The organism is Gynurincola endophyticus, from assembly GCF_003991195.1.
Lineage (GTDB): Bacteria > Bacteroidota > Bacteroidia > Chitinophagales > Chitinophagaceae > Gynurincola > Gynurincola endophyticus.
In genome coordinates this window covers 1-13,302 of record NZ_RCWL01000014.1, presented here as the reverse complement: position 1 = coordinate 13,302, position 13,302 = coordinate 1, and the positions used below count along the sequence as shown (strand labels likewise).

At 38.2% G+C, this 13,302-nt stretch carries 11 protein-coding genes; 2 read left to right on the top strand and 9 right to left on the bottom strand.

The features are described from left to right. Positions 1-80: 80 nt before the first annotated feature. The 8 genes from D9O48_RS18265 to D9O48_RS18230 all read right to left on the bottom strand — a co-directional run bounded on the left by D9O48_RS18265 (position 81) and on the right by D9O48_RS18230 (position 9,617). Positions 81-2,399 (bottom strand): cation:proton antiporter, encoded by a 2,319-nt coding sequence (locus D9O48_RS18265; RefSeq protein ID WP_126974442.1) that lies wholly within the window; start codon positions 2,397-2,399, stop codon positions 81-83. 351 nt (positions 2,400-2,750) lie between these two features. Further along, entirely contained in the window at positions 2,751-3,134 is a 384-nt protein-coding gene (locus D9O48_RS18260) for a DoxX family membrane protein (protein ID WP_126974441.1), read from the bottom strand. 75 nt (positions 3,135-3,209) lie between these two features. Further along, a complete protein-coding gene (locus D9O48_RS18255; RefSeq protein ID WP_126974440.1) occupies positions 3,210-4,154 on the bottom strand; it encodes an aldo/keto reductase in 945 nt (314 codons plus the stop codon). A gap of 41 nt (positions 4,155-4,195) precedes the next feature. Further along, positions 4,196-4,990, bottom strand: coding sequence for an SDR family NAD(P)-dependent oxidoreductase (locus D9O48_RS18250; RefSeq protein ID WP_126974439.1), 795 nt, complete (start codon positions 4,988-4,990; stop codon positions 4,196-4,198). A 38-nt stretch (positions 4,991-5,028) separates the two neighbouring features. Beyond that, positions 5,029-6,276 carry an MFS transporter gene (locus D9O48_RS18245; RefSeq protein ID WP_126974438.1) on the bottom strand — a complete coding sequence of 416 codons (1,248 nt, stop codon included), beginning with the start codon at positions 6,274-6,276 and terminating at the stop codon, positions 5,029-5,031. Positions 6,277-6,286: 10 nt separating this feature from the next. After that, positions 6,287-7,285: an alpha/beta fold hydrolase gene (locus tag D9O48_RS18240; protein ID WP_126974437.1), complete on the bottom strand. Its 999-nt coding sequence runs from the start codon at positions 7,283-7,285 to the stop codon at positions 6,287-6,289. A 400-nt stretch (positions 7,286-7,685) separates the two neighbouring features. Then, positions 7,686-8,834 carry an FAD-dependent oxidoreductase gene (locus D9O48_RS18235; RefSeq protein ID WP_126974436.1) on the bottom strand — a complete coding sequence of 383 codons (1,149 nt, stop codon included), beginning with the start codon at positions 8,832-8,834 and terminating at the stop codon, positions 7,686-7,688. 27 nt (positions 8,835-8,861) lie between these two features. After that, the gene (locus tag D9O48_RS18230) at positions 8,862-9,617 is read right to left on the bottom strand and encodes a helix-turn-helix domain-containing protein (protein WP_126974435.1); all 756 of its coding nucleotides are present in this window, start codon (positions 9,615-9,617) and stop codon (positions 8,862-8,864) included. A 420-nt stretch (positions 9,618-10,037) separates the two neighbouring features. Between D9O48_RS18230 and fbaA the strand changes: the two genes are divergently transcribed. Together fbaA and D9O48_RS18220 are read left to right on the top strand one after the other, a co-directional pair. Then, the gene (fbaA, locus tag D9O48_RS18225; protein WP_126974434.1) at positions 10,038-11,105 is read left to right on the top strand and encodes a class II fructose-bisphosphate aldolase; all 1,068 of its coding nucleotides are present in this window, start codon (positions 10,038-10,040) and stop codon (positions 11,103-11,105) included. A gap of 368 nt (positions 11,106-11,473) precedes the next feature. Then, a complete protein-coding gene (locus D9O48_RS18220; protein WP_126974433.1) occupies positions 11,474-12,532 on the top strand; it encodes a class I fructose-bisphosphate aldolase in 1,059 nt (352 codons plus the stop codon). 168 nt (positions 12,533-12,700) lie between these two features. Here D9O48_RS18220 and D9O48_RS18215 read toward each other — a convergent pair. Continuing rightward, the coding region (locus D9O48_RS18215) for a M57 family metalloprotease (RefSeq protein WP_126974432.1) at positions 12,701-13,302 on the bottom strand (602 nt) is incomplete at its 5' end.

Genomic DNA, 13,302 nt, shown 5'->3' with positions numbered 1-13,302 from the left:
GTGTTCAATTAATAAGAGTTTTTTGCACTTTCCATTTTCAATTTTCCATACATAGAAGAAATTAAGTAATCAAGATTTTATTATAGAGCCGGCTCAGGCAGCATCGGTTCTGTATCAATTACTTTTTTAGGAGCTGTAATAATTAATGTAGAAGGAATAGTGGTTAACCATTTACTCTTTTCCTCCACTAATTGTTTCCAGCTTTCGATACTTACTATCACCAATGAGTAGTCAGCCATGAGTTCTTCATTAATATCATTGTATGTATATACATTAATATTATTTGCTTCAAAAGCACTTAACGCATTCATCTTTTGTTTAATAATACTTTCATGTCGCCCTGATACATCAATGATAGTGATTTTAGACTGAGCATTTCTGGCCAGCATTTTTCCGTATCGTAATAATGAGATATCCTGATCAGAGAAAATAGGGATACATACCTTGTTCATATTCTGCAGATCATTATCTATTAAAATACCGATAGGGCGATCCATTTTATCAATCAATGTTTGCAACTGCTCACCGAACACCTCTTTATTCAGAAAGCTTTCTTTACCGATCAACTTATTAACCAGTCTTTCAGGATCAATAATCGATGTTGTAAAACCAAGTATATTACCTAACAAAGTTCCTTTATAAATTGAATGTTGAATACCGGTCAGTAACAAATCAAAATTACCCTGTTCGGAAATTTCAATAATATCACTATTGATATTGCTGGATGCTTTCGACAAAGTTATTACCCGCTGATTCAGCGCCTGCGCTTCTTCTACAATCGGTTGTAATGTTTCTTCCTCTCTTTCATCTGATATGTATCCATGAATCTGATCAGAAGAGGTAATATGCATTGCTGTAATAGCCTGTTTATCTTTTGATTTACTAACAAATCCATTCGCCAGCTTTAACAGGGTTCTTCCTTTTTGCGGATTTGTAAATGATAGTAATACTTTATAATCGCAGTCAGGCCCCATCTCCACCACCGGCAATATTTTTTCTTTCTTAGATTTGAATGCCCAATTAATGAGATCTAATGCAGGGCCGGTCATAAAGGTAGTTACAAGTGCCATGATAACCATCATTGAGAACATTTCGGGAGACAATACGCCTAAGTCGTACCCTATATTCAATACTACCAGTTCCATCAAACCACGGGTATTCATTAATGCACCGATAGTAAGACTGTCTTTCCAGTTCTGACCCACAAATTTTGCAGCAACAGCACTTCCCAGAAATTTACCGGCAACTGCTACTACAATAATCCAACCTGTCAATTTCCATAATTCAATATCATTAATCAAACCTATTTCAGTACGCAATCCTGTAAATACAAAGAACAGTGGAAGGAAGAGAATCATTGCGACGTCTTCAACTTTTTCGATAAAAATATCTCTGAACTTAATTTTATCGGGCATAATTGCTCCGGCCATGAACGCACCGAATAAAGCGTGAATACCGATAATTTCAGTCAGATAAGACGAAAGTATCAGTACCAACAGAAAAATAGCAATGATTGGTTTGCTAAGGGTTTCTTTGGTAGGATATAATTCACCTATTCTTTTTAAGAAAGGGCGAACACCTTTAATCATAAGAAGTACATATGCTATCGCCAATACAATTACAAATAAAGAACTGGTTAATGAACCGGCTTTTACAATTGCAATTACGGCAGCCAGAATACACCAGGCGGTAATATCATCTGCGGCAGCGCAGGTAATTACAATGGTACCCAGTTTGGTTTTTTGTATTCCCCTTTCCTGTACTATTCTGGCAAGCACCGGAAAGGCGGTAATACTCATTGCTATACCGATAAATAAACTAAAAGACAAGAACTCTACTCCTGCCGGTGCAAAAGAAGAATAAATAAAATAAGCCAGGCCAAAGCCTAAGGCGAAAGGAAAAATAATACTTGCGTGGCTGATCACCACTGCATCATGAGCCTGTGTTCTGAGAACTTTCAGATCTACTTCCATACCCACGATATACATAAACAAAATCAATCCCACCTGACTCAGGAACTGCAGGTTACCTAATGACTGAACAGGGAAAAGAGCGGCAGAAAATTCAGGAAAATACATTCCGATAAAAGAAGGCCCTAATAAAATACCTGCAATCATCTCACCTATAACGGAAGGTTGCCCGATTTTAACACAAATCCATCCGAATAAACGTGCAACAATTACAATCGTTACAATTTGTGCTAATAACAATGCTAAAGGATGTTGAATATTATGTGAAAATGAATCCAGAAATTCGACCCATTGCGATTTTTCAGATGTTACCTTAATAACTTCTTTTCCTGTTTCTAAGCCCTTTCCGATAGTAGCAATCCAATAAATGAGTGCTGAAAATCCACCAATCGTTGCAACATAAAATATCAAATTTCTGTATTTACCCATACGCTTCTCCTAATTTTTTAAGATCAAATGAGAATATTCCCGGTTGTAGTTACGACATGTTTTAACTGCAGGCAACACCTTTTACAAGGCTTACGAAGATAATATTTTTTCAGATTTTTTTTGGACTTCAAACAATGATAATATTGGATATTCTGAAGTAAACTTCACTCTACAGAAAGCTGATTTCAAATACTTTCGAAGTAGCCGAAACAAAAAAATGAAGAGAGCAGGTGAAAGATCTGACTGTGAACTTTTCACAGCTATGTCTTCACCCTACATTTCTTCATTTTCCTATCAGGATCGTTCTGTTTCAAAATTTCAGCCCCGCAGAAAGTCATTATATAAAGATTATCAGGGCGTAACAGAAATATTTTTTTCATAAAACCACCACAATCCACCCAAATAAACGGCATGTATCAACTGAGCTTCAATAGCACTCCAGTTTTCAATAGAACTGCTACCCAAAATCAATACACTCATCAAAATCAAAGCAGCCATTAATGTATAACGAAACTGAAAACCAACCATTAACAAAACACCCAGAATTGCTTCTGCAATGGGTAGTATATAACTAAAAGGTATAATCAAAGCAGCAGGAATAGCAGATTTCTCCATCGTTTCTACCATCCAGCTGCTGAATGCCTGTAGCTTGGGTAATCGTACCAATCCATGGCCGAGCAATGACATTGCCACAGGAAGACGTAAATAAAAAAACATTGTTTTAAAATTCTTCATGCTTTGATATTAGAATAGTTCTATACAGGATGTATCGGTAATGGTATTATAAATTTTAAATTAAAATCATCCACTTTATTTGCTTGCCTGATTCAACACTTCCAGGTCTTCGGCATCTAATTGCAATTCAGGAGCATCAAACAAGGTTTTTAATTGTTTTTCGTTGGTTGCGCTTACTATCGGTGCACCTACATGAGGTTGGTTCAGCAACCAGGCCAGCGCAACGGTAGCAGGTTGGGAGGTATGTTTTGCAGCTACCGTATCTAATGCAGCTAATACTTCCAATCCTTTTTCATTCAGGTATTTTTTTGCTCCTCCGCCTCTTACACTTTTTCCTAAATCAGCTTCAGAGCGATATTTACCTGTTAGAAAACCTGCAGCAAGCGACCAGTAAGGAAAAACAGTCAATCCATGTTTTTCTACTAATGCTGAATATTCCGTTTCATATTTTTCTCTTTCCACCAGATTATAATGGGGTTGCAAAGCTACATACTTAGGAAATCCGCTTTTCTCCGCTACCTCTAACGACTCTTTCAATCTGGCAGGGCTGAGGTTGGAGGCAGCAATGTATCTTACTTTACCGGCTTTCACAATTTCATTATAAGCTTCCAGTGTTTCCTCTACCGGTGTTACATTATCATCAAAATGTGTATAATACAAATCGATATGATCTGTTTGTAAGCGTTGTAAAGATTCATCCACTGATTTCAGTATATGTTTTTTACTGATATCGTATCCATGTTCTTTTGTTTCTGATCCCACTTTTGTAGCAACGACCACGTTATCTCGATTACCGCGGTTTTTCAACCATTTGCCAATGATAGTTTCCGACTGTCCACCGGTGCCATTCACCCACCATGAATACGTATCAGCGGTATCAATGAAATTGAATCCGGCATCATAAAACTTATCCAGCATATCGAAAGATTGTTTTTCATCCAATGTCCACCCAAAAACATTTCCGCCGAAATTAATACGCGCTATTTCAAGATCTGTATTAGCAATTTTAATCTTATTCATACCATTTTATTTAAGGTTTTACTATTCTTATTACATCCATACTAAAATGCTGTATCTACCACGCCACCGTCTACACGTAAGGCGGCGCCGGTGGTAGCCGAAGCCAACGGACTTACGGTATATACCACCAGATTGGCCACTTCTTCTGCCGTTGCAAACCGTTGTATAATAGAAGACGGTCTCTTTTCTCTGATAAAAGCTAAAGGAGCTTCCGATTGATGAATACCTTTTTCCTTTGCGATCTGTTCAAACATCTGATCAGAACCTTCGGCAATCGTCGGACCCGGCAAAATAGCATTAACTGTTACGTTGGTACCTTTCAGGTGTTTAGCCAGCCCTCTGCTCAATGACAAATAAGCCGTTTTTGTAACGCCGTATAAAATCATATCATCGGGAATGTTAATTGCCGATTCACTGGAGATAAAGATGATGCGGCCCCAGTTTTTTTCACGCATTTTTGGAGCATAATAACGAGACAAACGCACTCCGCTCATTACATTGATATTAAAATCGTTCAACCAGACGTCGTCGCCAGTGGTTTCGAAAGGCTGATCTCCGTACACTCCTACATTGTTAACCAGAATATCAATATCAGGCAATGCTTTCAGTAAAGCATTTATTTCCTCTACTTTAGAAAAATCAGCAGCAATACCTTTAACTTTTGCATCAGGAATTTCACTTTGTAACTGATTTTTCACATCATCTACTTTAGATTGTGTACGACCGTTGATATAAACCACTGCCCCTTCTTTCAGTAATCCTTTTGCAATAGCCAGTCCGATACCACCTGTAGACCCGGTTACCAGAGCTATTTTATCTTTTAACTTTAAATCCATTGAAATATTTTTTATTGTTAATACGATAGAGTGATTACTTATTGAATATTGTTTGCGGGTGAACAGAGTTCAGGGTCACCCTGCAGGTTTTCTTTTGTAATAACAGTATTCTTTCTCATTATTTTGTTTCCCATTACGTGTACAATCCATATCAGCACACTGAGTACAATGCCTGTTACTGCAATACCATCCCATTTAAAGAAATGCCAGATATATCCGCCAATAAAAGTGCCAAGTGCACCACCGGTAAAATACATGACCATGTATACTGTATTGATTCTGTTTCGGGCTACAGGGTTACCTTCAAAAATGATGGTTTGATTTGATATATGCACCGATTGTACTCCTATATCTAAAATAAAAGCACCCAGAATAATACCGATAAGGCTTTCTTTAGAGAACCCAAGAATAACCCACGAGATCAACACAATAACAATACCTATGATGATGATTTTATTTTTACTCATTTTATCACTGAGTTTTCCTACTACAGAGGCTATCAGTGCGCCTGCTATTCCAACCAATCCGATAGCTCCTGCTATATCACTCCCCATTTTGAAAGGAGGTTCAGCCAGTAAGAAAACAAGTGTCGTCCAGAATATACTGAAACAGGCAAAATCCAGCGCACCTCTGAAACCTGCCAGTCGTAGTTTAGGATTTTCTTTGAACTGTACAACTATCGAGGTGATGAGCTGAGTGTAAGTTCCTTTAAAGTCAGGATAAATTTCAGGGAGATACCTTGCCAGTACAATGAACAAAACAAGCATAATACCTGCGGCAATCAGAAACATTTCATGCCATCCCAGATATGCACCTACAAAACCGCTAACAGTGCGTGATCCTAAAATACCTATAAACATACCGGTCATTACTGTGCCGATGGCTGCACCTCTTTTTTCATCTGTCGATAACTGAGCAGCCATTGGTACCATGATCTGCGGCACCACAGAGGTTAGCCCGATCATAAAACTGGCACACTTCAGTTGAAAAGGTGTAGTAGAATAAGCGGCAAAAAGCAAAGACAATATGATCAGTACGAAATCGATCAGGATCAGTTTTTTTCTCTTTAGCATGTCCCCCAAAGGAACGATCAGCAATAACCCGATGGCATATCCTATTTGCGTGAGCATAGGAACATTGCTGATTTCAAATTCAGAAACGCCAAATGAATCAGCCATTAATCCTAACATCGGCTGATTATAATAATTATTAGCTACCACCAGCCCGGTAGTAACAGCCATTAACAACAATAATGATTTAGAGAGCGGTTGCTGTGTAGTAGTCATCTACATTCATTTATTTTTTCAGGTACGACTTCAAAACTTCTATAAACCGGTCAAAAACTTCTATATGTGGCAGATGGCCTACATTTTCAAATTCTACCAGCTCTGAACCTTTTATTTTTTGTTGCGTCTTTTTACCTAATTCGTTATACAATCCCATCTTATCCCTGATACCTGCATCTTTCACATTATTTTTACCAATAGCTGTTCGATCGCGTGTACCGATTATCAGTAAAGTGGGGGTTTTTATTTTATCAAACTCATATACTACGGGTTGTGTAAAAATCATATCACTGGTTTGCGCATTATTCATTGCTACAATAGGATACTCGGGGTGTTTCGTCCAACCGGTTAATAAATAAACCCATTCATCATATTCCGGTTTCCATTTATTATCGTAATAAAATCTGAGCTGGTATTGCCGGGTAGATGCATCATCCACTTCAAGCTCTTTGAGGTAGTTCTCATCAATTGATGTATAAGGTGCTACCAATTTCCAATCTTCAAGTCCGATTGGATTTTCAAGTATTAATTTACCCACACGCTCAGGAAACATTAAAGTAAAGCGGGTGGCCAGCATACCTCCCATCGAATGTCCTAACAAAAATACCCGGTCTATCTTTAGCTCATCGAGCAATGCTTTAGTATTTACTGCCAATTGCTGAAATGTAAATTGGTAATGGGCCGGTTTAGATGATTTACCAAACCCTATCTGATCGGGTACCACCACTCTGTATCCATCTTTGACCAGCTCATTGATAGTTGTTTTCCAATATGCTCCATTAAAGTTTTTACCATGTAATAACACGATTGTTTTTCCATTCGGCTTAACAGGACGCACATCCATGTAAGCCATTTGTAAATTTTCCTGTTGGTTCTGCAAACTCAGGTATTTTACTTCGAACGGATACTTATAATTAGTAAGCATGATGTCAAGTACAGGCCGGTCAGTTTGCGCCATAACAATAATGAAAGCAAACAACGATAAAATAGTCAGGGATAATTTTTTCATAGTAGATGGTTTAATAGAACATCCTGGTGAACAAAATCATATAATTGATACTAATTATCTTACAAAAATGTGACCGCGGAATAATAAAGTTTATTTTCCGTTTCGGAGCAAAGCTGAAATCGTTAAAAGAAAATTTCGGAAGAGTGCTGTTTTATTCAACAAAAAATAACCCCAAATGTTTTTAATAGATTGTTATCATTATCAACACCAGGCATGGGGTTATTTACAATTACCTGGTCTGCGCTTACAAAATTGATGATTATGACAGTATAATCAGTTGTAAAAAAAGAAGATTATCTTGTATTTTAACAATATTCACGTTATCATAACAAATGGCCTATATAAATAAGTACATAAAAAAACCGGCTGGCCGGCCGGTGACGGTAATCACTGTAAACGTTTAATGTGTGCCTTGAAAAGCCTTCAATATCCAACGAATAGCCTGTGGCGAGTGTAATTGTTCAGTAGCTTCCAGCGACATCTGCGTTACCTCAGCTGCACGCTTTCTCATGTTTTGTTCAAAAGCATTGATTGCCTCCTGAATCGTGTTAAACGTTGTACCGGTCATACATTCAGCCAATTCAAACGCGTCCTGCATAGCCATATTTACACCTTCTCCCGCATAAGGCGGCATACGATGTGCTGCGTCTCCGATCATCGTCAGGTTCGATTGTGTTTTCCAATATTGATCTGCCGGAAAATGATATTGGGGGCGAGGGATAAATTCGGCCTGATCAGTCTGAAACAGTACCTCCCATTCCTTACTCCAATTGCTGAAGCTTGTCTTAAACCAATGGAATACCTGTTGCTGATTGGTAAAATCTATTACTCCGGATGATGCCCGGTATTCGTCAATTTTAGTTCCTGAATAAAAAGACAGGCTACCGTCACCTTTAGTACTTAATATAAGAGACTGTTCATTTCCCAGGGCAAACACTTTTCCTCCTTTCACCAGCGACCATAAATCCGGTACATGTGTCTTTGCAGAATAAATATTTCCTTCAACAATTGTTATACCCGAGTAAACCGGTTGTATTGTTGTTATGAGCGGACGGATTTTTGAATTTGCTCCATCTGCGGCAATAACGATATCGGCATAAAAAGAACGGCCGTCTTTAAAAAATAACTCCCACCCTTCCGCAGCTTTTTCCATTGAAAGAAAATGACAATCCCATACGACTGTTCCGGGTTGCAATGACTGTAATAAAATATCCCGCAGATCTGCTCTGTCTATTTCAGGGCGTTGTTCACTGATTTTACCGGCAACATGGTCATCGAATACAATTTCCATATTATTCTTTACTACTCTTAGTAAGCCTGCTTCAGGGCGATACTTTTGATAAAATTCGGCTAAGACTCCTGCTCTTCTGATCGCTTCCAAACCAGATGTTTCGTGCAAATCAAGTGTTGCTCCCTGCGATCGAACGCGTTCATTAAAATCGCGTTCATATACCTGTACAACTGCACCTTTCAGCTGTAAAAGTCTGGCGAGTGTTAAACCTGCCGGTCCTCCACCAACGATGGCTATTTTTTTATTATTCAGTAACATACCGTATGATTTATTTACGGTACAAAATTATTTTTCGTTGAGTGTTGAAAATTGTATAAATCGGCCGTTTTGATTCTGTTTAAGTTCTTTTGGTAAAACGCCGGATAACTTTTTTACTTCTTTAATAAAGTGAGACTGATCTGTAAAGTTTTGTTCGGGAAAAAGTTTCCCTTTTTTAATATGTGGGAAAGAAGCTCTGAAACGAAGAATACTGCTATAGGTTTTCATAGAAAGTCCTAAGAGCTGATTAAAATAGCGGTTAATCTGCCGGCTGCTCCAGAATACTTCTTCAGACAATGTTTTTACGGTAAGTGCTCCATTTGATTGATACAGCAAATGAAAAAGACTTTTTTTTCTGTCATCAACATCATGAGGAATCCGTTCTTTTATTTTGGTAGCCACTTCATTACAAAATCCATTAAAATCCGTACAATTAATAGTATTGATTTCCCAGATATCCGGAGGCATATTTTTAGCATTGTTAATAATGTCAGCCACTGATTCATTTAAAATATACTCAATCGCCAACGGTTTAAAGCTGACGGCAAACGTGCTGGTTCCGGCTTTAATCATTGCTTTTTCCGGATAAGTACTGAGACCCAGTAAAGTGATATGAAATGGTTCGGTAGCAGACCGGGAAAAAAAGAGGTCAATTCTTCCATCAGGAAGAACCACCACTTCCTGATCAGTATCAGAATGATTATACAAACACCAGAAGCTGTCCACAAAATCCGCCAACAGTGCATCGGGTGTCACAATATGGTATTCAATTTCTTTACTCATTTTAAGTAGAAGATTAAGGTGCGGTATAAGGCAAGTTTAAGATATAATACACTTATCTCAAAATACGGAACGAATCTGCGGATTAGTTTCATGGCGTTAAAGATTTATAATCGGATAATCACCTCATTTACAATCGTGATGAAATCTAAAAAAGAAAATCCTCAGCACCGGAAATTAAATTACACAAGTATTCGCAAAGAAAAGAAAGCGAATGAAACCTGCTACCGGACACAGGGCATTGACAGTACAGGAATATACCCAATACCAATGAGTAAAAAACTTACAGTTGTTTGTGTGAAAGCAAACGAAACCTCAATGAAATATTAAGAAAATTCTATAATGAAATATTTTAGGTTGGAAAAATATAGCTGTATCTTAGAGCCCGTAAATGACAAGCGCAATTAAAAATCAGTTTATACCATGAGTAAATTCAAGTCAGGGGTATTATTCGGTGAAGAATTAGAGGCATTGTATCAAGATGCATTACAAAACCAGTATGCCCTTCCTGCCGTAAATACAATCGGTACCAATACCATTAACGGAGTTTTAGAAACAGCCGCAAAAGTTAACTCACCAGTGATCATTCAGTTTTCGAATGGTGGTGCTCAGTTTATTGCAGGTAAAGGAATGCCGAACGATCAGTTACAGGCAAATATCGCAGGTGCTATTTCCGGTGCATTACATATTCACAATGTTGCTAAATACTACGGGGTTCCTGTAGTTTTACATACAGACCATGCTGCTCACAAATGGTTACCATGGATCAGTGGTTTGATCGATGCAGGCGAACAATTCTATAAAGAAAAGGGCCAGCCTTTATTCAGTTCACACATGCTTGATTTATCAGAAGAGCCAATCGAAGAAAATATCGGTACCAGTGTTGAGTTTTTCAAACGTATGCAACCATTAGGTATGGGTATTGAAATCGAATTAGGTGTTACCGGTGGCGAAGAAGACGGAGTGGATAATAGCGGTGTTGAAAACGATAAATTATATACTCAACCTGAGCATGTAGCTTACGCTTATGAAGAGCTGAAAAAAGTAGGTAACTTATTCAGTGTTGCTGCTGCTTTCGGAAACGTACACGGTGTTTATAGCCCGGGGAATGTTGAATTACGCCCTGAAATTCTGAAAAACAGCCAGGATTATATCCAGCAGAAATACGGTACAGGTGAAAAACCGGTATACTTTGTATTCCATGGAGGTTCAGGTTCACCTCAACACCAGATCAGAGAAGCTATCAGCTATGGTGCTATCAAAATGAACATCGATACTGACTTACAATGGGCATTCTGGGAAGGCGTACTGAACAACTACAAAAAGTACGAAGCTTATCTTCAAGGCCAGTTAGGTAACCCAGAAGGAGCTGACAAACCGAATAAAAAACATTATGACCCACGCGTTTGGTTGAGAAAAGGTGAAGAGAGCTTCAACAAACGCTTAGAAGTAGCATTTGAAGATCTGAACTGCATTAATAGAAATTCATAATTAAAAATTAAAAATGGGGAATGAAATTCATTCTCCATTTTTAATTACAAGGCAATAAAAAGCGTGTGCAGTAAACGCAGCTTTTGCAAAATTCCATTACAAGTAATAACAAGTTGAATTACAGCAATTTATGTGTTTTTTGGAAATTTCATTAAAATTCAATATCTTATAAGTATAGGCTAGTCTCATTCAACGCTCGTATTGATTTCTTAATATCTCGTCAATTCTTTCGATTCATTCTTACACAGCGTTCAAATCAACCGTCAATCTGAGAGGCGCTGCGGCTTTTATTTCTGCTGAAAGTGACATTATCTTTGTGGCTTATCAGACAAACGAACCGATCCTTCAAACACAAAATAAGACTTGTTATGCCATCAGAAAAAACGATTGATCTGTTAGGAGATCAAGCAGCGTATTTATTAGACCATCAGTGTAAAACAATCCCTTCCAACACAATTCACCTACCTTCTGCAGATCATGTAGACAAACAATGGATCAACAGTAACAGAAGTAACCAGGTGTTAAACAACTTACAAAGATTATTGTCGCACGGAAGACTGTCAGATACAGGTTACTGCAGTATATTTCCGGTAGACCAGGGTATTGAACACAGCGGAGGTTCAGCATTTGCACCGAATCCTATTTATTTCGACCCTGAAAATATAATTAAACTGGCTATGGAAGGCGGGTGTAATGGCGTTGCTTCTACTTATGGTGTTTTAGGATTAATGAGTAGAAAATATGCCCACAAAATTCCTTTTATCGTAAAGATCAATCACAATGAATTTTTAAGCATGCCGAATCGTTTTGACCAAACGATGTTCGGTACTATTAAAAATGCCTGGGAAATGGGTGCCTGCGCGGTAGGTGCTACTATTTACTGGGGATCTGCAGAAAGTGCACGCCAGTTAAAAGAAGTAGCGGAAGCATTTGAAATGGCACACGAATTAGGAATGGCAACTATTCTTTGGTGTTATACCAGAAACAACTCGTTCAAAGTAGACGGTGTTGATTATCACACCAGTGCCGATTTAACCGGCCAGGCAAACCATTTAGGAGTTACCTTACAGGCAGATATTATCAAACAAAAATTACCTACCAATAATGGCGGTTACCTTGCTACCAAACATGGTAAAACACATAAACTGGTATACGATAAACTAAGCTCAGATCATCCGATTGACCTAACAAGATATCAGATTCTCAACTGTTACAACGGTCGTGTTGGTTTAATCAACAGTGGTGGTGAGAGTAAAGGTTCGAGCGATCTGGCAGATGCGGTTTATACTGCAGTAGTCAACAAAAGAGCCGGTGGTATGGGATTGATCCTGGGCAGAAAAGCATTTCAACGTCCGATGAATGAAGGTATAGAATTACTGAACGCAGTACAGGATGTTTATCTGGATGATTCTATTACGATCGCTTAATAGAGTGAAAAATTAATTATTACGAATGGAGAGTGGAGAATGAAATAGGTTCTCTACTCTCCATTCTTTTATTTTCCTTATTAACAAAACGGATGACCTGTTAGCCCAATACCTTAATAAGGTAATCTCCAGGCATAAACAAGCAATTTAAAAATTGTAGTATTAAAATTAATAAACATAATTAAGAGCTAATACGTCATCTACACTAAAAGGGATATTCATTCCATTACTGATACAACTGTTCATCCATGAAGGTACACTTGAAGGAATTCCGGGAATAATCACAGGGATACCGGACGGTCCTGAAACGATATCCATGTTACAAGCAGTAGCAGAATAATAATCAGTATGATGAAACCCGATACAGTGACCGATTGCATGAGTAATAACAGAAACTACTGTATTACTGGCCCAGGTGTCCAGGTAAGATCTGTTCAAATCTATACTACCATACGGATTACCCCCAGTCGGAAAGCCTGACATAGAGAGATAAGAAGTACCGGTAACTCCATTGATAACAATACTCCCTCCGGTAGTTACTCTGGTAAAAGTTAAACTTAACCCTAAAGCATTATAGCGCGCGATAGCAGCATTGGTAGCTGTAATGTAAGAAGCAGGTAACGAAGCATTCACTCTGATTGAAATCACCCGTGGTAAACCGGTCACCAGATTCACATGCCTGTAATGTTCTTCATTACTATTTAATGATTGAATGGCATAATTTTCAGCTTGCAGGAGATGATCATTACTGATAAAAAGATCGCCTTCTA